Source organism: Variovorax sp. P5_A3 (assembly GCF_056400665.1).
In genome coordinates this window covers 1-18,263 of the sequence record NZ_JBFUKW010000012.1, presented here as the reverse complement: position 1 = coordinate 18,263, position 18,263 = coordinate 1, and the positions used below count along the sequence as shown (strand labels likewise).

19 protein-coding genes are annotated in these 18,263 nt (G+C 64.5%); 11 read left to right on the top strand and 8 right to left on the bottom strand.

What is annotated here, in order from left to right; all coding sequences use genetic code 11:
* Positions 1-37: 37 nt before the first annotated feature.
* The 5 genes from AC1D3B_RS19260 (at position 38) to AC1D3B_RS19240 (ending at position 4,715) form a co-directional block, all read left to right on the top strand.
* Positions 38-427, top strand: coding sequence for a tautomerase family protein (locus AC1D3B_RS19260; protein WP_478192264.1), 390 nt, complete (start codon positions 38-40; stop codon positions 425-427).
* Positions 428-591: 164 nt separating this feature from the next.
* The gene (locus AC1D3B_RS19255; RefSeq protein ID WP_478192263.1) at positions 592-2,076 is read left to right on the top strand and encodes a DUF4331 domain-containing protein; all 1,485 of its coding nucleotides are present in this window, start codon (positions 592-594) and stop codon (positions 2,074-2,076) included.
* Between the two features lie 14 nt (positions 2,077-2,090).
* A complete protein-coding gene (locus tag AC1D3B_RS19250; protein WP_478192262.1) occupies positions 2,091-2,348 on the top strand; it encodes a hypothetical protein in 258 nt (85 codons plus the stop codon).
* Positions 2,348-3,547 (top strand): tetratricopeptide repeat protein, encoded by a 1,200-nt coding sequence (locus tag AC1D3B_RS19245; protein WP_478192261.1) that lies wholly within the window; start codon positions 2,348-2,350, stop codon positions 3,545-3,547. The genes AC1D3B_RS19250 and AC1D3B_RS19245 overlap by 1 nt, the downstream gene beginning before the upstream one ends.
* A gap of 28 nt (positions 3,548-3,575) precedes the next feature.
* Positions 3,576-4,715, top strand: coding sequence for a HupE/UreJ family protein (locus tag AC1D3B_RS19240; protein ID WP_478192260.1), 1,140 nt, complete (start codon positions 3,576-3,578; stop codon positions 4,713-4,715).
* Here the strand turns inward: AC1D3B_RS19240 and AC1D3B_RS19235 are convergent.
* The 5 genes from AC1D3B_RS19235 to AC1D3B_RS19215 form a co-directional block, all read right to left on the bottom strand.
* Positions 4,712-5,869, bottom strand: coding sequence for a type 1 periplasmic-binding domain-containing protein (locus AC1D3B_RS19235; RefSeq protein ID WP_478192259.1), 1,158 nt, complete (start codon positions 5,867-5,869; stop codon positions 4,712-4,714). The two genes, AC1D3B_RS19240 and AC1D3B_RS19235, sit on opposite strands and share 4 nt — an antisense overlap.
* A 123-nt stretch (positions 5,870-5,992) precedes the next feature.
* Complete coding sequence (locus AC1D3B_RS19230; RefSeq protein ID WP_478192258.1) at positions 5,993-6,199, bottom strand: DUF1289 domain-containing protein; 207 nt, start codon at positions 6,197-6,199, stop codon at positions 5,993-5,995.
* Complete coding sequence (locus AC1D3B_RS19225; protein WP_478192257.1) at positions 6,162-7,472, bottom strand: MFS transporter; 1,311 nt, start codon at positions 7,470-7,472, stop codon at positions 6,162-6,164. Before AC1D3B_RS19225 ends, AC1D3B_RS19230 begins: the two co-directional genes overlap by 38 nt.
* 141 nt (positions 7,473-7,613) lie before the next feature.
* A complete protein-coding gene (locus AC1D3B_RS19220; RefSeq protein WP_478192256.1) occupies positions 7,614-8,669 on the bottom strand; it encodes a beta-keto acid cleavage family enzyme in 1,056 nt (351 codons plus the stop codon).
* Positions 8,670-8,709: 40 nt separating this feature from the next.
* On the bottom strand, positions 8,710-9,111 hold the full coding sequence (locus AC1D3B_RS19215) for a carboxymuconolactone decarboxylase family protein (RefSeq protein ID WP_478192255.1): 402 nt from the start codon (positions 9,109-9,111) through the stop codon (positions 8,710-8,712).
* A gap of 213 nt (positions 9,112-9,324) precedes the next feature.
* Here AC1D3B_RS19215 and AC1D3B_RS19210 point away from each other — a divergent pair, with 213 nt between their 5' ends.
* Positions 9,325-10,359, top strand: a complete 1,035-nt coding sequence (locus AC1D3B_RS19210; RefSeq protein WP_478192254.1) for an AraC family transcriptional regulator — start codon at positions 9,325-9,327, stop codon at positions 10,357-10,359.
* Positions 10,360-10,509: 150 nt separating this feature from the next.
* Here the strand turns inward: AC1D3B_RS19210 and AC1D3B_RS19205 are convergent, their stop codons facing one another.
* Complete coding sequence (locus AC1D3B_RS19205; protein ID WP_478192253.1) at positions 10,510-11,391, bottom strand: NAD(P)H-binding protein; 882 nt, start codon at positions 11,389-11,391, stop codon at positions 10,510-10,512.
* Positions 11,392-11,503: 112 nt separating this feature from the next.
* On the opposite strand from AC1D3B_RS19205, the gene AC1D3B_RS19200 reads away from it, so the two are divergent.
* On the top strand, positions 11,504-12,430 hold the full coding sequence (locus AC1D3B_RS19200) for a LysR family transcriptional regulator (protein WP_478192252.1): 927 nt from the start codon (positions 11,504-11,506) through the stop codon (positions 12,428-12,430).
* A 304-nt stretch (positions 12,431-12,734) separates the two neighbouring features.
* Entirely contained in the window at positions 12,735-13,292 is a 558-nt protein-coding gene (locus AC1D3B_RS19195) for a dihydrofolate reductase family protein (RefSeq protein ID WP_478192251.1), read from the top strand.
* Positions 13,293-13,324: 32 nt separating this feature from the next.
* Here AC1D3B_RS19195 and AC1D3B_RS19190 read toward each other — a convergent pair whose 3' ends face one another.
* Entirely contained in the window at positions 13,325-14,221 is an 897-nt protein-coding gene (locus AC1D3B_RS19190; protein WP_478192250.1) for a LysR family transcriptional regulator ArgP, read from the bottom strand.
* 73 nt (positions 14,222-14,294) lie between these two features.
* Between AC1D3B_RS19190 and AC1D3B_RS19185 the strand changes: the two genes are divergently transcribed.
* The 3 genes from AC1D3B_RS19185 (at position 14,295) to AC1D3B_RS19175 (ending at position 18,108) form a co-directional block, all read left to right on the top strand.
* Entirely contained in the window at positions 14,295-14,942 is a 648-nt protein-coding gene (locus tag AC1D3B_RS19185) for a LysE/ArgO family amino acid transporter (protein WP_478192249.1), read from the top strand.
* Between the two features lie 30 nt (positions 14,943-14,972).
* Positions 14,973-15,629, top strand: coding sequence for an FMN-binding negative transcriptional regulator (locus AC1D3B_RS19180; RefSeq protein ID WP_478192248.1), 657 nt, complete (start codon positions 14,973-14,975; stop codon positions 15,627-15,629).
* Between the two features lie 274 nt (positions 15,630-15,903).
* Positions 15,904-18,108 (top strand): hypothetical protein, encoded by a 2,205-nt coding sequence (locus AC1D3B_RS19175; RefSeq protein ID WP_478192474.1) that lies wholly within the window; start codon positions 15,904-15,906, stop codon positions 18,106-18,108.
* A gap of 33 nt (positions 18,109-18,141) precedes the next feature.
* Here the strand turns inward: AC1D3B_RS19175 and AC1D3B_RS19170 are convergent.
* The coding region (locus tag AC1D3B_RS19170) for an IS3 family transposase (protein ID WP_478192473.1) at positions 18,142-18,263 on the bottom strand (122 nt) is incomplete at its 5' end.

The following is an 18,263-nucleotide window of genomic DNA, read 5'->3' as shown; positions in this document are numbered from 1 at the left end:
ACGAGACCTCCATCACCCGAAATCGAAAGGAAAAAGCATGCCTCTCGTTCGAATCGACCTGGCCGCCGGAAAGCCAGCCCAGTACCGTCGGGCCATCGGTGAAGTGGTGTACGACGCGATGCTTTCGGCCATCAACGTACCGGCGAATGATCGTTTCCAGATCATCACCGAACATCCGAGCGACGACTTCATCTTCGATCCGACCTATCTCGGCATCGACCGCTCGGCCGACTGCATCATCATTCAGATCACGCTCAACGAAGGCCGCACAGTCGAGCAGAAACGGGCCTTCTACAGGGCCATTGCGAAGGGCCTGAACGAACGGCTTCAGGTGCGGATGGAAGACGTCTTCATCAACCTGGTCGAAGTCCGGAAGGAAAACTGGTCCTTTGGAAATGGCGAGGCCCAGTACGCGCCACCAGACTGAACCGGCACGCTCCACGATCCGCTTGACGCCCACCGGCGAGTCGGCGGGCGCATGCGTGGGCGTGGGCGTGATGATCCAACGGCCAGGCGGCTGCGTACAAGACTCGGGCAAGCCATTGAAGCTCCCCGCCATCCATACGCAACCAACCTGTCGAGGTGATGTCCATGAGACTCTCCAAGCCGTCCATCCAGTTCGGTGTGCTCGCCACGTGCGCGATCGCTGCGGCCAGCGCGTTGGCATCCAGTCATCGCGAGGCGCCCTCGATCGCGGGGATGCCCAAAGTCGATGCCACCGACTTCTACATGTTCCGCAGCTATGAGGCCGGACGCGACGGCTTCGTCACGCTGATCGCCAACTACCAGCCCGACCAGAGCCCATACGGCGGGCCGAACTACTTTTCGATGGACCCGAATGCGCTCTACGAGATCCACCTGGACACCGATGGCGATGCGGTCGAGAACATCACCTTCCGCTTCAAGTTCACCAACACGCTGCGCGACATCCAACTGCCCATCGCCGACAAGAAGGTTTCGATTCCGCTGGTGCAGGCCGGCGCCATCTCGGCGCCGAACCAGGCCACGAGCAATCTGCGCGAGACCTACACCTTGGACATCGTGCGCGGCGATCGCCGCACGGGCAGGGTCGAGGCCGTCACCATGGCCGGCGGCGGCGCGGTGTTCGACAAGCCGACGGACAACATCGGCGACAAGACTTTCGGCGGTCCGGCCGGCTATGCAAGCTATGCGAACCAGCATCTCTATGCGGTGAACATCCCCGGCTGCGCCACGCCGGGCCGCGTGTTCGTGGGGCAGCGAAAGGACCCGTTCTCCGTCGCACTGGGCCAGGTCTTCGACCTGATCAACCTCAATCCGCTCGGTTCCACGAATGCCAATCCGGATGCGCTCGCCAACAAGAACGTCACGACGATGGCGCTGGAGGTCCCCATCTCCTGCGTTGCCACCGGGGGCAGCCCCATCATCGGCGGCTGGACCACGGCCAGCGTGCGACAGGGCCGGCTCATCGCCAGTCCGCCAAAGAGCGGTCATGGCACGACGACGCTGAACGGCGGGCCGTCGGCGCAGGTGTCGCGCCTGGGGATGCCGCTGGTCAACGAGGTCGTGATCGGGCTCAAGGACAAGGACAAGTTCAACAGCTCCAAGCCGAAGGACGATGGCCAGTTCGCCGACTACGTGACCAATCCGACACTTCCGGCGCTCATCCAGACGCTGTTTCCGGGAGCTGCCGCGCCGACGAACTTTCCGCGCACCGACCTCGTCGCTGCCTTCCTGACCGGCGTGGAAGGCGTCAACAAGCCGGCCAACGGCAAGGCCTCGGAGATGCTTCGCCTGAACACTTCCGTCGCGCCGACGCCCAAGGCCATGCAGAACGGCCTCGGCGTCCTGGCCGGAGACGGGGCCGGCTTCCCGAACGGCCGCCGCCCCGGCGACGACGTGGTGGACGCCGAACTGCGCGTCGCCATGGGTGCGCTGTGCGTGGCCACCGGTGCGGCCGACGCGCTCAAGGTCGGCTGCAAGCCGGGCGATGCGCCCGCTGGAAGTGCCGCGCTGACCGACGGCGCGTTGCAGAGTCCGGCGCAGTTTCCGGACGCCTTCCCCTACCTGAACACGCCGCTGCCGGGCGCACAGTGAGTGAGGAGCAAGTCATGAACCGCATGATCATTCGATTCGGGCTGGCGCTGGTGGCTGCGATCGTCGTCGCCGGTTGCGGTGGTGGGGGCGGCGGCGGGTACTTTCCGCCGGTCGCAACGAACCCGCCCGCACAGGCAGAGCCGCTCGACGCCTTCCTCGCCTACGTCAAGCAACTGGTCGCGACCGCACTGGACACGGCTGAACCGGCGGATGTGTCCGCCTTCGATCCGCCGACCACCGTCGACACGCGCGAACCCATCACGGTGCAGTGATGCGCCAGTCCGGTCTGCCCATCGCCGGCCTCCTGAAAAGCGGGGTGCTGGCGTGGGCTCTTTTTTCGACGTGCCTCCCGGTCGTCGCCACGCCGCACATACCGGCAGGCGACGACGTGATCGTCGAGACCCTGCCTGTCGTCGCTGGTTCGGCGCTCGAGGAGCGAAGGCTGCGGCAGGCGCTGGCGCAGCATCCGCGCGACGAAGCCACGGCGATCGCCACTGCCCAGGGCTATCTGGCGTTGGCGCGGTCGCAGGGCGATGCGCGCTACGCCGGCTATGCCATGGGCGCCCTGAGCGCCTGGGACGCGGCCACCGCCGCACAGACACCCTCCGCCGTGCTGGTGATGCGCGCGACGATCGCGCAGTTCCTGCATGACTTCGATGCCGCCGAGGCCACCCTGAAGGTCGCGCTATCCCGGCAGCCCGGGAACGCACAGGCCTGGATCACGCTGGCCACCGTCCTGCGAGTGCGCGGCCGCTATGCCGAGTCGGACGCCGCATGCCTCGCGCTGGGCCGCGTCGGGCCGACACTCTACGGCCTGGCCTGCCTGGCCGAGAACGCAGGATTGCGTGGCGACTACGCGTCGGCGCGCGGCACCCTCCGCGACTTGCTGGGCGATCCGGTCTTGCAAGGCGCGCAGCAGGCGAGCACCCGCCAGTGGTTGCTCACGAGTCTGGCCGAGGTCGAGGAACTGGCGGGCCGCCCGATCGAGGCCGAGGCCTTCTACAGGCAGGCGGTGCAGACCGGTCGATCAGGCTACTTGCTGCTCGCATACAGCGACTTCCTGCTGCGCCAGCAGCGCCCTGCCGAAGTGCCTGCGTTGCTTGGCAAGGAGCCCCGAAGCGATGCGGTGCTGCTGCGGCTGGCCATCGCCGCACGGCGGACCGACTCCGGGGCCATTGCCCGCCAGAAAGCGGAGGAACTGCAAGCACGCTTCACGGCGGCGGCGCTACGGCCTGGCAACGCTGAAGCGCATGCGCGCGAAGGCGCCCTGTTCGCGCTCGATGTCGAGGGCAACGCGCAGCGGGCACTCGTCCTGGCCCGTGCCAATGTGCAATTGCAGCGCGAGCCGATCGACCTCTTGCTGCTCGGACGCGCTGCCACGGCGGCCAATGATGAAGAGGCAAGGCGCGAACTCAGGGCGCTGATGCAACGGATCGGGCTGCGCGATGCGCGTATCGATGTTGCCCTTTGACCTGACACCGGTGCGGCCGGCGCGGTCGGTGATCACGTGCGTTGTGATCCTGCTTCTCGCCCTGCTCGCAGCCCTGCCGCGCACGGCGCATGCGCACAAGGCCAGTGACGCCTATCTGCAACTCCGGATCGCCGGCGATGCAGCAGACTTGCGCTGGGACATTGCGTTGCGCGACCTCGACGCGGTGCTCGATCTCGACCGCAATGGCGACCGGCAACTGAGCTGGGGCGAAGTCAATGCGCGGATGGACGAGATCCAGGCCTATGCGCTCGCGCGCCTGCGGCTGCAGGAGGGCCGCTGTTCCTTGACACAGGCCGCGCCACCCGCGGTGGACGATCGCATCGACGGTGCGTACCTGGTTCTGCAGCTCAGGGCTCACTGCGATCTCGCAACCGCGTTGGCGATCGACTACCAGTTGTTCCGCGAGGTCGACCCCACGCATCGCGGCCTCCTGCGCATCGAGGCACGGCATGGCAGCGATCCGCTGGTGCGCTCGCTGGAGCCATCCGGCGGTCCGATCACCGTGAGCTGGACTTCCGATCCGCGCCAGGCATCGCCGAACGCAAGCCTGTTTCGCGATGGTGTGCATCACATCCTGATCGGCTATGACCACATCCTGTTCCTGATCTGCCTGCTGTTGCCTGCGGTGCTGCACCGTCGCGCCGGCAACTGGGAGCCTGTCGCGGCCTGGCGCGAGGCGATCCTGCCGATGCTTGGGATCGTCACCATGTTCACCGTCGCCCACTCGATCACGCTCGCCCTGGCCGCGCTCAAGATCGTGAACATCTCGCCGCGGGTGATCGAACCCGCCATCGCGATCACCATCGTGCTCGCCGCGATCGACAACATCTACCCCGTGCTTCGCGGCCGTCGCAAGCTGTTCAGCTTTCTCTTCGGCCTCATCCATGGCTTCGGATTTGCCGGCGCGCTGGCAGAAATGGAGCTTCCGACGCGAGGCTTCATCCTCGCCCTCCTCCAGTTCAATCTCGGCGTGGAGGCGGGGCAACTCGTCGTCGTCTTCATGGCACTCGGGGTCTTGCTGGTGATGCGCCATTGGCGCCGCTACCAGCAAGTGCTGCTGCACGGCGGATCGACGGCGGCGATTCTCGTCGCAGCCATCTGGTTCCTTGAGCGACTCTTCGACCTGAAGGTACTTCCGTTCTCCTAGCCGATGAAGTTCCCCTGGCTGTTGAGCAGCGTCTGGCTGACGAAGCTGCTTGCGCGTCCGGACGGGTTGAAAGCGAGATGCCACCCATCGAGTTCGAGAGGACGGCGCCGCTGGAACTCGGCGAGGACGCGTGCGCGCGTCGGATTGGTGCCCGCGCCCGCGAGCACTGTCGCGGTGTAGCGGCCGGCCAGGTAGCCGGCCAGGCTCACCGGCGACGGCGCCTCGTCGAAAAAGCGTTGCAAGGCCGCGCGGTAGGTCCGGACCACGGGCAGCTTGCTGGTATGCGGATTGGGGACTACGTCGGTAAAGATCACCGGTATCGACTTGCCGGGGTTCAATTGCAGGAAGGTGTTGGTGTCGGAGTCGGACAGGCACAGCATGTAGCGCTGCATGCCGCGCTTGCCCAGTCCCTGCGTGAACAACGCCAGTTCGATGCTGCCGCCCATGAACAGCAGGTAGAAAGGAGCGGTCGCGGGCAGTTTCGATGCGAAGCCCGCTACATCCTGGCCGGACGGGATGACGATGTCGCGCGTTTTCACTTGCAGGCGCGTCGCGATGGCGGCCATTCCCGCCTGCATCCCCTCTGCATGCCGCGGCGACGGATAGACCACCCCGAGTTCGCTGACGCCGGCCACCGAAAGCGTCTTGAGCACATAGCGGACTTGGTCCTCGCGCGATGCGAAAAGGGTAAACAGGTGCGGGTCGCCGTCCATCTGCGAATCCGCGAGCCACGGCGCGACGTGCGCGATGTCCATGCCCAACTGTCTGGATTCGGCGACGCTGGCCAGTGCCAGTCCCTCGCCCGCGGTGCCCAGGACGGCGACCTGCACCGGATCATCCTTGATGCCTTGCAAGGCGGCGCGTACGGCAGCCTTCGTGCCGTCGGTCTCGACCGTGGCAACCTGCGGAACCGAGGCGCCCGATTTCTTCAGTTCGGCGAAGGCAAGGCGAAGGCCCGTCGAATAGTCGCGAGACAACTGCTGTTGGTCAGGCGACATGTCCAGAAGCTGGGTCACGCGCACGGCGCCCGCATCGGAGGGAGAACGCGCCTGTGCGTTGGCGAAGCTTGTGGGGGCCACGAGCGCGGCGAGGCCGACGAGGCCCACGCCTCGAAGGAGGTGTCGCCGCTGAACGGCTGTGGTGTTTGAATTCATCGGCGTCATCGTGTGGGCGCAATATGTCGAAGGCACTACAGCTCCCGATCGGAGCGTGAACTGCGTCACGATCGCGAATTTTTTCAGGCGCTTCGAAGGCGATGCGGTCCGTATCGGGAACCGCTAACTTGCTGATTCGCTTCGAGTCGACATGACCGACGGGGCCATGCGTTGGCGGATCAAAGCGACAACGTCGGCCTTTTGCTGATCGGTCATGCGAGGCCAGCCGCCGATCTCCAGCGGGGTCCTCTTGCAGCCCTGGCAGAACTTTCTGTCCAGGTCGTCGAGAGGTTCATTGGAATTGCCCGCCTGCCTTGTTGCGTGCCGCATCCGCTTCGTAGCTGCGAGAGGCGAGGACGAAGAAGACCGCCGCCGCCAGGGCCAACACCGGAGTGACTGTCAATGCGAGCTTCAGGCCGTAAGCGTCCGACAGCACGCCGACGATGATCGGACCAGGCGCGAGGCCGAGCAGGTTGTTGGCCAACACCACCGTCGCCGACACCGTGGCGCGCACACCGACGTGGGTGACATCGCAGACGATGGCGCTCGAACATCCTCCATGTGCGGCAGCGAACAACGCGCCGAGAAAGATCAGGCCCAGTCCCAGCGGGCCGGGCGGCAATGCAAATGCGACGATCAGGATCAGCGCCGACAGCACCGAATAGGCAGCCGGTACCAGCGCGCGACGCCGCGGGTGACGCACGCTCAGCCGGTCGGCCATGCCGCCGCCGAAGATCATGCCGATGCCCGAAGCCAATACCGCCACGCCGGCCATCAGGGCGGCCTTCTTCACGTCCATGCCGTAGAACCGGACGAAGTACGTCGGCAACCAGGCGATCAGCATGGCGGGCATCGCCATCTGCAGGCCGCTCGCGAGATAGGCAAAGTTGCCCGAGCGTGCACCGAACACTTCACGCGCGACCCGGGCGATGCGCGATCGTCGCGGTGCCGCATGGGCGTGGCGCGAGGGAGCCAATGCGACCGTCTTGTAGTCGCGCACCACGAAGGGATAGACCAGGGCCAGCAACAGGCCCGGCGCCCCCACGACAAAGAAGGCCATGCGCCAACCGGACTGCGCCGCCACGGCGCCTCCGAGGACGACGCCGAGCACGGAGCCGAACAATCCCGCCGACAGGAAGGCGCCGAGCACCGTGGCCCGCTGTCTGGCGGGGAACACATGGGCCAGCAGTGCGCCCCCGGCGGCGCCGTAGGCCGCCTCGCCCAAACCCACGAACGCGCGGGCCCAAAGCAACTGCCCGTAGTTTTGCGCCAGACCGCACGCAATGGTCGCCAGGCACCACACGAAGGCCATGAGCGTGATGCTTCTGACGCGCCCCCAACGGTCGGCGATCAGGGAGATCGGGATGGCCAGTACGCCGACGACGAGCGAGACCACGCTCACCAGCATGGCGAGTTGCGAGTCCAGCAGGCCCCAATCGGCCTTGAGGGCGGGCATGACGGCGCCGATGACCTGTCGCGACAGGTAGTCGGACAGCATCAGGCCGAATGTGATCGCAAAGACCGCCCACGCGTAGCTGCGCGATGGGCGTGCGAGGTCGTTCGATGGCGCAGGGGCGGCCGCGGCCGACAGGGCGGGGTTCATGGCGTTTGTCTCTTGTTGTGCGAGCGACGACTGCGCTCGGATGCAGATGGAGATGGGCCACGAACACGGCTCGTGGCGGCCGACGGCAGCTCTGCGCTCCTTGAGAGTCGGCAGAGCCTCGATGGGGCGGACGTCAGTCCGTCATGCTGCGTGGCGCAATGGCACACCGCGCTGGCCCGGCGCGCGGTTGGGCGGCAGGCCCAGGCGCGCCAGCGCTTCGTCGGCGTCGCTCCACTGCTGGCCGATGCCGAAGATGCTGCGTGCTTCCGTACCGCTTGCCACCTCGCGGCCAAGCTCGCGTGCCTGGCGCACCACCATCTCGATCTGCTGCACGGAGCCCATGCGCTCGCCGAGGGGGCCGAACAACGTGTCCTCGATGCCCACCCGCACGTGCATGCCCAGCGCAATGGCCATCGTGTTCATCGGATAGATGTGACGGTTCAGGGTTTCCAGCGTGAGCACCGCGCCGTCGGGCGTCCGGCGTGCGAACTCCAGCATGTCGGCCGGGTGCAGGCCGGCCGAGCCGCCGCCGATGGCCACGTAGTTGAGGTTCAGCGGGCCGCTGTAGACGCCGCGGCGCACCATGCGCAGGACGCTCTCGAGGCCTGTCAGGTTGCCCAGCATGAAATGCGGCTGGATTCCGTTGGCGACCAGGCGGCGGATGTGTTCCTCGTACCACGACGGGTTGGAGGGCACGATCATGTCGCGATAGGCCGCCTGCACCACGGGGTTGGCAAGCGAGGTGTCCGCCACGTCGGCCGCGGTCATCAACTCCATCACGTTCATCTGCTGGGTGTTGACGGCCACCGTGACCTGGTCGGGCTTGGGGTCGAGTTCGGCCAGCATGTGACGCGTGTCGTCGCTCAGCCACTTCGCAGCCTGGCCATCGTTCTCGGGGGCGAACGAGATCGAGCCGCCGACCTGCAGGATCATCTGCGGTACCGCTTCGCGCAGGCGCGCCAGCATCTCGTTGAACTTGGACAGCCGCTTGCTGCCCTTGCCGTCGTCCTCGCGCACATGAACGTGCAGCACCGTGGCGCCTGCGTTCCAGCAGTCGACCGCCTTCTGGACCTGCTGGTCCATCGTGACGGGGATGTCGCCGGAGTCGCCCGGGATCCATTGCGGCCCGTAGGGCGCCACCTGGATCACCAGCTTCTGCTGGTTTTCGGGGAGGAGGGAGTCGTCGAGGAAGTGCATGGTTGTCTCCAATAGATTTCGGTTGGTGGGAAGGCGCTGATCAGCCGACGGTCGCGCCGTTGCGATCGGCGTGCGCGGCAATCTCTTCGAGCAGGATGGGTGCACCCAGGCTCATCGTGTGGATGCCCAGCACGCTCACGCACTGCAGCACCGCGGTGATTTCTTCCCGCGTCGCACCCAGGTCGAGTGCCTTGCGGATATGGCGGCGAACGCCGGGCGCGTACATGTGGGTGCACGAGGCGTCGACGGCGATCGCGAGGAACTCGACGGTCTTTGCGTCGAGCACGCCCGACACCATCGGCGCGACGCCCATGGCCATGAATTTCTCGGTCCATGCCGCGTCGAGCGTGACAAAGGGCTCCCAGTCGGGATTCCAGTTGCCGCTGTTGCGCATGCTGTCGCACACGGGGGTGATCGGCGCTGGCTTGTCGGTTGAGTTCATCGTCTGGTTCCTTGCAGTCTGTGGTGTGGGAGTAAGTGTGCGAGCCAAGGTGAATTTGGAGTTGACGGACGGAGACACCGATTTGCCATTCCGGGACACCTCGGGTACTCCCGGATGCGAGCGAAATGCCGGGAATTGTTCCGAGCCCTGGCAGATACCGATTGACCAACGGAGACGCTCATTTACCCTACGGGGACAGTCCGTACCAACCCCATGTCGAACCTCGTTCGCAGCGCCAGCTTGACCAACTACGCCGAGATCGCACGAACGGCCGGCCTCGATCCCATGGTCTTGCTGGCTAAGGTGGGCCTCAATCCGGCATGCCTGCACGATCCCGACCTGCGGATTCCGAGCGGCGCGGTACGTGACTTGCTGGAGGCGTCGGCATTGGCCAGCGGGATTGACAACTTCGGGTTGCGCATCGCCGAGACGCGGCAACTTTCGAACCTCGGCGTGGTGGCATTGATGGCGCGCGAGGAACCGACGGTACGGCGCGTCGTTCGGGCAATGATTCGCTACAGCCACGTACTCAACGAATCGGTCTTCGCAAAGCTCGAGGAGGCGGAAGGCATTGCCGTGCTCCGCGAAGACTTGCTCATCGGGCATGGCGGCTCGATGCGGCAAGCGACAGAGCTTCTTGTCGGCGTCACGTTCCGCAACCTCAAGTTCTTCCTCGGCCCCACGTGGAACCCGCTGCGGGTGTGCTTCGCGCATGCACCGCCGCGCGATCCGGGCCTGCACCATCGGGTGTTCGGCTATGCCGTCGAATTCGGCCAGGACTTCAACGGGATCGTCTGCACCACGCGCGACATGGATGCGCCGAACCCGTTGGCCGACCCGGTGATGGCCCGCTATGCGCGGCAGCTTCTCGAAGCCAGTGCGGGCGCGGCGCGCATGAGCACTGTCGATAGCGTGCGCCACATCCTGCTCGTGCTGTTGCCTTCGGGCCAGTGCGCCATCGACCAGGTCGCCCAGCAACTCGGCGTCGATCGTCGCACGGTGCACAGGCGGCTCCTGCGAGAGGGCACCACGTTTACCGAAGTGGTGAACACCATCCGGCGCGAACTGGCCGTTCACTACATCGACGAAGGCACCCGGCCGCTGTCGCAGGTGGGAGAGCTGTTGGGCTTCTCGGCGCTCAGCGCCTTCTCGCGTTGGTACAAGCAGCAATTTGGTGAAGTCGCCGGGCAACGACGTCGGGCGGGCTTCGGAAGTGGCGACAGGATCCAGGAGCGCCCTGGCGACTGATGAAGAGCGCGGCAGAGCGTGTACCGCGATCAGGTCCTGGACCAGCTGCACGGCGATGGCCGCGCCATCACCGACCGAGCAGTCGACAGCCACGTGCGAAACCTCCCTCGCAAGCTGGTGAACGCCACGAACGGCCGCGATCCCATCCGCTCAGTCCTGCTCGTCAAGCGGCGATGGACCCGCAAGGCCGCGCAATACCGTCTCGAGTTCTGTCGCGCCCTTTCGGGCTGCGCCGGGGCCGGCCTCGAACTCGATCCAGCCTTCGTTGAAGCCGTCCAGCATCCGCATGCGCGGCAATGGGTTGGCCATACCCTGCGAGCGGAACAGCGCTGCCCACGTCGCACGCGGCACCGCCTGCGCAACGACATCGCGCCCCAGAACCCGTCCCAGCGTGGCGGCCAGCGCGTGCGGCGTGACCCGAACCGGCCCTTCGAGCTCGACCACCCAGCGCCCCTCCCAGTTGTCTTGCAGCATCTGCGCCGCGGTGGTGGCAACGTCTGCCGTGGCGACCATCGGCACCGGCTTGTCCAGCGGCTGGAGGAAGCTCGGCACGACACCGAGCGTGCGAGCGCCGTCGATATCCCAGGCGGCGTTCTCCATGAACCACGCAGGGCGCAGGAAAGCGACCGGCATGGTCAGCGCGGCAAAGGCGCGCTCCATCATCTGCAACTGCGTCAGCAAGTTTTCCTCCCCCACCTGGGCGCCGATGGTGGACAGGGCCACCACCCGCCGGGGCTGGGCCCTCTGCAAGGCCGCGACCAGCGCCGCGGCGTTTGCCTGCGTCTCGGCATAGGCCTCGGACGGGTCAAACACCGGGGGCAGCAGCACGAATACCGCTTCTGCGGCGGAAAAAGCGGCGCTCAATGCGGCCGCGTCCTCCATGGATGCCAACGCTGTCTCGCAACCGAGCGCGCCCCAGGCCGGAGCCTTGGCCGCATCCCGCAAAACCGCCCGTACCGGCAAGCCCGCAGCGAGCAGTTTCATTGCGACCTGACCGCCCACCTTGCCGGTGACTCCCGTGACAACGAACATCGTCTTCTCTCCTGATGCGGCGCACCGCGCGCCGGTTGAAGAGGATTTTGTCCACACCGTTCGCAAAGAGCGATAGCATGAAAAGCATTTCATTCATGCTCGGTAGTCATCAATGGCAGGGTTCAGCACACAACTGCTCGAAGGTGTCGACGTCATGGCGGCGGTCGTCGACACGGCAAGCTTCGGACGCGCAGGGGAAGCGCTCGACATGTCGCAGTCCGGTGTCAGTCGCGCCATCGCGCGTCTGGAGACCCGGTTGGGCATCCGGGTGTTCGAGCGCACCACACGTTCGGTGCGATTGACCGACGAGGGGCGGCGCTTCTACGAACAGGTCATGCCCCTCGTCGGCGCGCTGGCGGAAGCCACTGGGAGCGCCGCAGGCGGCGCAGCGGCGGTGCGAGGCCGCCTGCGAGTCAATATCGACCCCTTCTTTTCGCGTCTCATCCTGGGTCCGAAACTGGGGACGTTTTTGGACAGCCATCCGGACCTGGAATTGGAACTGCGCAGCCGCGACGACCTGGGCGACATGGTGGCCGACGGCTTCGACCTGGCCATCCGTTTCGGGCATCCCCGGCCCTCGTCTCTGGTGGCGCGAAAGCTGCTCGACACCCGTGTGTTGACGGTGGCGTCACCGGGCTACGTCCGGCGTCATGGCTCCCCGTCCGACCCGCGCGAACTCGAGGCCGGCCATCACCGGTGCATCCTGTTCCGCGACTCGGCCACCGGTCGTCCATTTCCATGGGAGTTCCATCAGCGTCGCCGCAAGCTCACGGTCGCGGCCCGCGGCTCCCTGACCGTCAATGACGCCGGCACCCTCTACAGCACCTGCCTGGCCGGTCACGGCATCGCGCAACTGTTCGAGTTGGGCGCCGAGTCCTTCATCGCCGCGAAAAAACTCGTGCCCCTGTTTCCGGACTGGCCGGACGAGCGCTTCCCGCTGTATGCCTACTATCCCTCTCGCCATCACGTGCCGGCGAAGACACGGGCCTTGCTGGACTTCGTGGCAAACCTCGTGAAGGAGTCCAGCGATGTCGGATGACGCGAAGTCTGTCCGCCCAGCCACAATCGGCCTGCAACGGTCCGCCGCCATCGAGACAGAATTCCCTCAACTGCCACGCCCACCTCGCGCTGATGTCGAAATCCATTCCTGCGACGGCAGTCGATGGACTGGAGTTGTAGCTTGCGAGCGCCGTTGTGCAACATCGGTTCTCCGCCTAGTATCGGCAGCCAGCATGCGGCACGACGTGCTGGGCAAACTGCCACAGGGTGAGCACCTCGTGGATTGGGCTCATGCGCTTGGAGCCAGACGGCGAGCGGCTCGCGTATCTCGATCGGAGGACACCATGGGTCTCTTGACCTTCAGTATCAACGTCACTCTGGACGGCTGCGTCGACCACCAGGAAGGAATCGCCGACGACGAGACGCACGCCTTCTTCACCCACCTCATGGACGAGGGCGGGGCGATGCTGTGGGGCCGCGTCACCTACGAGATGATGGAGAGCTACTGGCCAGCGGTCGCCCGCGGCGACGCGGAGGCACAGCCGGCGATGCGCGAGTGGGCGGTCAAGCTGGAGGCCAAGCCGAAGTACGTGGTGTCCTCGACGCGAAAGGACTTCCCGTGGACCAACAGCCACCACGTCGCCGGTGACCTGCGCACGGGCGTACAGAAGCTCAAGGACACGACCCCGGACGGCGTGCTCCTCGGTAGTTGCAAGCTCGCGACCGAGCTGGACCGGCTGGATCTGATCGACGAGTACAAGTTACTCGTCCACCCCAGGATCGCCGGCCACGGACCGACCCTGTACGAGAGCGGGCTGCCCAGCACTCGACGGCTCGAGTTGATCTCGGCGAAGGCGCTCCGCAGCGGCGCGGTCGCCATGCACTACCGGCGCGCGCGCTGACTCTGAGGGGTGCAGGCAAATACGACGCTGGGTCAGGTCGTCAAGAGAGCCCGCCGGGCGGCTGCGACAAGTTGCTTGGTCAAGCCATCAAGAAGCGCGGAGGCCGCACGGGCATGCTGCCAGTGCAGAGGGACGTCCAGCGGCGCTTTCCGTACCAGTTCGACAAGCGACCCGTCTTTCAAGTGCGGCTCGATCAACGCCTGCGGGTGCAGGCCCCATCCCATGCCGGCCAGGGTTGCGGTCACGAACGCCTGGGTCGACGGGAGGATGTGGCGGGGTAGCTCGACGTGCCGATGGCATAGGCGCTGTGCCCACTGGGCTTGCAACTCATCCTTTGCGTTGAACACCAGGCTGGGGGCGCGGGCCAGACTACCCGCTCCGACGCCGTCGGAAAAATGACGGGCCATGAATTCCGGACTGGCAGCGGGCAAATAGCGCATCGAGCCCAATGGTCGGCTGTTGCATCCGGCGGGGGCACGGCTGCTGCCGGTTACTGCGGCCAGCACCGCGCCACTGCGCAGCCATTCTGCCGTGTGGTCTTGGTCATCCACCGCTATCTCCATGAGCACCGGCGCTGCTGCCGCGAATGTGGCAACGGCTGGAGCAAACCATGTTGCCAGGCTGTCGGCATTTACCGCGACGGGTAGAGGGACCCGTGCAATCCCCTCCGGCGCCAGCGCTGGAACGGCTCCTTCGAGGTCTTGCTCCAGCAGGCGAACCCGGTCCACATGCTGGCATAGGCGGCGGCCGATTTCAGTAGCGCGGCACGGCTGTTCACGCACTACCAGCGCGCAACCGATTCGGTCCTCCAATAGTCGAATGCGCTGTGAGATGGCCGAAGGCGTCACGTTCAGGGCGCGGGCTGCGCGCTCGAAGCTTCCTTCTCGCACGACTGCGGAAAGCGCTGACAACGCCGAATAGTCCAACATAAAGTAAGTTTCTCTAAAGCAGCCTTAGGAAAGATAGTTTGCCTTCATCGATTCATGCGGGCAAGCTTCCCCCATGCTGAATTCGAACTCCGCCTCACCGGCCTTTCCGGTCTTCATCCAAGGCCTGGTCCTGAGCTTGGGGCTCATCGTTGCCATCGGTGCCCAGAATGCCTTCGTCCTGCGTCAGGGGCTGCGCCGCGAGCATGTGGGGACCATTGTGTTTTTCTGCGCGGTAGCAGACGCGGCGCTTATCGCCGCGGGCGTCTTGGGAATGGCGCAGGCCCTGGGTGACCGTCCCGGGCTAGCACGTGCGCTTGCACTGGCCGGCTCCGTTTTCCTGGCAGTCTATGGAGTGCAGGCGCTCCGCCGCGCACGCCATCCGCATCAACTGCGGGCGGCGGAAGGGAATACGGCCCTTGGCCGTGGTGCGGCCGTGGCGCAGGCCGCTGCCTTCACTCTCCTCAACCCGCATGTCTACCTAGACACCGTGCTGTTGGTGGGTAGCATCGGCGCGCAGCAGCCCGGGGTACTGCGTGGATGGTTCGTCGCCGGCGCGAGCACGGCCAGCATGCTCTGGTTTGGACTTCTAGGCTATGGCGCGCGCTGGCTCGCACCCTGGTTCGCTCGGCCGCGAGCATGGCAGAAGCTGGACGGTTTGATTGGCCTGACCATGATGGTGTTGGCGGCGCTTTTGGGAAGGCGAGCCTTCGCTGGCTTCTGACCTCAGAGTTCAACACTTCTGTTGAATGACATGTACACATCTAAGCATCACCAACTGACAAACCAGGAAGCCATCTTCACGCTTATGGAGTCGCATCCCCTTGGAGCATGGGTTTACCAAGCCGGCGGCGCCCTCGTCGCCAACCATGTTCCCTTCTTTCTGGACAGAAGCAGAGGGGCGTTCGGCACCCTGATTGGCCACGTCTCCCGAGCCAACGGCGTTTGGCGCGAACTGAGCAGCAATGCCTCGTCGCTGGTGATGTTCCAAGGACCGCAGGCATACATCACACCGGGGTGGTACCCCGGCAAGAAGGAGCATGGGATGGTCGTGCCCACATGGAACTATGCGGTCGCTCATGCGCACGGTGTTGCGCGCGCTGTTCAGGAACGCAGTTGGCTACTGGATATGTTGAACCGGCTCACTGACGCTCATGAGGTTAGGCAGGAGGCACCGTGGCGGCTCTCCGACGCCCCCGCTTCATACGTCGACAAGCTGCTTGGCGCCATCGTGGGAATTGAGATTCCGATTGAGAGACTTGAAGGAAAACTCAAGGCCAGCCAAGACGAAGCCATGCAGGATAGGCGCAGCACAGTAGCGGCTTTGCAGAAGAGCCCGCGCGAGGAAGAACGAGTGATGGCAAATCTTGTGATGAAGGCCATAGACGCCGAACCACCCGGTGGACATTGAGCGTGCCTTCGACGCGCACTCCGCAAGCGACGCTCGGCGAGGGCCTCGAATGGATGCTTCCGAGCTTGGGCCGCTGAACGCCAGCGCCTCGTGCGTCAACACTGCGAGGATGTACGACAACGCCTACGCCGGCGCGCTGAGCGCATGCTTTCGATTTAGGGTGCTTCCCTCTGCCAGAGCCGTGGACCTACATTCACAATCGACTCGCAACTCATACGATGACTGATAACTTCAGGCATACGCCGCGCTTTAATCCAGACCCAAGGAGACAGAAATTTCCTCGCCGCGCAAAAAACCCCTGGCCATCGCACTGGGCACGCTCGCCCTCCTTCTCGCCGCCTGCGGAGGCGGCGGCAACTCCGGCGGAGGAATTCCGCCGACCGACCCCGGAGCATCAGGGGGTGGTGGCGGCGCAACCAACCCGCCTCCTTCACAGACCACCAACGTCAAGTCGCTGCAGGCGATCGTCTACGGCGCACCGGACACCAGCGTACCGGAAGGTGCCGGCATCCCTATCTCGATGATGGGCCAGATGCGTGCGCTCTTCGAGCTCATCAAGAAGGCGCCCGACTTCACGCAAGTGGTGATGGACCTCGGCGACGGCAGCCCCGTGCATGTGCTCGACACAAACACAGGCGACAAATTCCTGCCCGGTAAGCTCGCGCTCGGCCTGTCGTACATCCTGATCGACATGAAGGCGAAGAACGATCCGCAGTACGCAGACTATCTGGCGACCTATCAGCGCGTTACGACGGCCATGATCACGCAAATGAGTGGCGCCAACTATCTCTATGCCAACACGTCGTGGGGCGAGTACTACTACCTCGTGGCGCTCAACAACCTGAAGGCTCGCGGCATGCTCAACGAGGTGTTCAGCGATGCGGTGCTCGCGACACTCGAAAAGCGCCTCACCTTCTGCGACATGTTCGGACCTGATGCGAGCGGCAAGGCCGACACTTGCCCTGCAGCCGGTACGCCGATCGACGTCACCACGCTCAATACCGCGCAGAACTACTACGCTGTCTCCTACGGCATCGCAGGATTGAGGCAAAAGCTCGGCTGGAGCAACCCCAGCTTCTCGTCGCCAACGGATCCGACTGTCGCCACGATGGGTGCGCGCGATGCGCTGCTGTATACGCTCACGACCCACATCCGCAACGATTCCTCGGGCGGGTTCTCCGACGAAGCCTCGAATAGCCACACCACCTACTACGACCAGGCACGCTTCGATCGCTACAGCACCTTGTTGATTGCCGAAGTGACCGAGCGCACCTTGGAGATGGGGAACGAGGCCAATTTGACAGACGAACTCAGGGGCTACCTGCGCAAATCCGTCGACCTGATCCTGCCGCAACTCAACACCAGCGGCGAAGGTTTCAACTATGGCCGCTCGATCGGCCCATACGGCGATACGGCTTTCATGGAAATCCTGACTGCGGCAGCCAATGCCGGCGTTCTGACCGAGCAGGAAATGAAGATTGCCTATTCGTTCATCTACAAGGCGGCCTATCGCTACGAGACCTTCTGGTATGACCCGACATTGCCCACGCCGTCGGTGAACATGTGGGTCAAGGGCCGCGGGACGGATACTTATCGCGGCAAGCCGCGCGTCATGGGTGAAAACTTCAGCCTGCTGCACCAGTTCATATACGTGAACAACTGGTGGAACAAGCTGGGCTACGGCGGCAAGTCACCGATTGATGATTCAGCGTTCCAGACTTGGCTGGACACGACCAAGCCGCATTACACGCTCACTTGGTACAACCAGCCGTCGGACGCCGCTCATCCGTACAGTGCGGCGTTGATCACGGTGCGCGACGGCAAGCGCGTCATCAACCTGAACCTTAGCCAGGCGCCCGACTACAACTCGTTCACGCCTTACTACCCCGTTCCATTTGCGGACAAGCTGATCTATGGCACGACCGACCTGGGCTATGCGCTGCTGGTGCCCCAAGTCACTTATGGCGGCAAGACGTATATCCCCGTCACGTACTACAAGAACCTGAATGTGCAAGAGACGAACGGACAGGTCGTCGTCTCATTCGACACGACCAAGTTCAGGCAAGCGGCCAAGAATGCGCTCTACACGACCGATATCGATCTGCAAGCGCACACAGTCCTGACCTTCGCGCAGGGAACCATCACGCGCACCGATACGCTGACTTCGGCAAGCCTGGCTGGAAACATGACGGTCGAGACGGACTTCACATCGTTCGCCGACTACCAGAATACGGCGGCCAACCCCGATGGTGTTTCGGTGACCTACGCGAACAGCGACGCAACCGGCTACGGCACGACCGGATTCGATACCTGCGCCTTGTCGAACTTCGATCTCGCGGCAGGTGTGACCAACCCGTTGTCGACCACACCCATCGGTCAGTTGCACTCGAAGTTCGCTTGCACCACGAACCCGTTTGCGTTGACGCCGAGCACTCCGCGCAGCTTCGCCTGGACGCTGAAATACGCCAGCGTGAATTGATCGATTGGGGGTGCGGCAGAAATCTTGGACTGGTTATGCCGCGAGCCCCAGGCTTTTCCGATATTCAACAGGACTGAGAGCGCCGAGGGAGAGCTTGATCCGCTTCTCGTTGTACCAGCGGATGTAGGAGTCCAAGGCCAGGGTGAACTGCTCGA

What these genes read in the sequence shown, in the direction of transcription:
- AC1D3B_RS19195 (WP_478192251.1), top strand. Translation starts at nt 12,735, where the DNA reads ATGGGTCTCTTGACCTTCAGTATCAACGTCACTCTGGACGGCTGCGTC.
- AC1D3B_RS19200 (WP_478192252.1), top strand. Translation starts at nt 11,504, where the DNA reads ATGGCAGGGTTCAGCACACAACTGCTCGAAGGTGTCGACGTCATGGCG.
- AC1D3B_RS19185 (WP_478192249.1), top strand. Translation starts at nt 14,295, where the DNA reads ATGCTGAATTCGAACTCCGCCTCACCGGCCTTTCCGGTCTTCATCCAA.
- AC1D3B_RS19235 (WP_478192259.1), bottom strand. Translation starts at nt 5,869, where the DNA reads ATGAATTCAAACACCACAGCCGTTCAGCGGCGACACCTCCTTCGAGGC.
- AC1D3B_RS19215 (WP_478192255.1), bottom strand. Translation starts at nt 9,111, where the DNA reads ATGAACTCAACCGACAAGCCAGCGCCGATCACCCCCGTGTGCGACAGC.
- AC1D3B_RS19230 (WP_478192258.1), bottom strand. Translation starts at nt 6,199, where the DNA reads ATGCGGCACGCAACAAGGCAGGCGGGCAATTCCAATGAACCTCTCGAC.
- AC1D3B_RS19210 (WP_478192254.1), top strand. Translation starts at nt 9,325, where the DNA reads ATGTCGAACCTCGTTCGCAGCGCCAGCTTGACCAACTACGCCGAGATC.
- AC1D3B_RS19180 (WP_478192248.1), top strand. Translation starts at nt 14,973, where the DNA reads ATGTACACATCTAAGCATCACCAACTGACAAACCAGGAAGCCATCTTC.
- AC1D3B_RS19190 (WP_478192250.1), bottom strand. Translation starts at nt 14,221, where the DNA reads ATGTTGGACTATTCGGCGTTGTCAGCGCTTTCCGCAGTCGTGCGAGAA.
- AC1D3B_RS19255 (WP_478192263.1), top strand. Translation starts at nt 592, where the DNA reads ATGAGACTCTCCAAGCCGTCCATCCAGTTCGGTGTGCTCGCCACGTGC.
- AC1D3B_RS19245 (WP_478192261.1), top strand. Translation starts at nt 2,348, where the DNA reads ATGCGCCAGTCCGGTCTGCCCATCGCCGGCCTCCTGAAAAGCGGGGTG.
- AC1D3B_RS19205 (WP_478192253.1), bottom strand. Translation starts at nt 11,391, where the DNA reads ATGTTCGTTGTCACGGGAGTCACCGGCAAGGTGGGCGGTCAGGTCGCA.
- AC1D3B_RS19250 (WP_478192262.1), top strand. Translation starts at nt 2,091, where the DNA reads ATGAACCGCATGATCATTCGATTCGGGCTGGCGCTGGTGGCTGCGATC.
- AC1D3B_RS19225 (WP_478192257.1), bottom strand. Translation starts at nt 7,472, where the DNA reads ATGAACCCCGCCCTGTCGGCCGCGGCCGCCCCTGCGCCATCGAACGAC.
- AC1D3B_RS19260 (WP_478192264.1), top strand. Translation starts at nt 38, where the DNA reads ATGCCTCTCGTTCGAATCGACCTGGCCGCCGGAAAGCCAGCCCAGTAC.
- AC1D3B_RS19220 (WP_478192256.1), bottom strand. Translation starts at nt 8,669, where the DNA reads ATGCACTTCCTCGACGACTCCCTCCTCCCCGAAAACCAGCAGAAGCTG.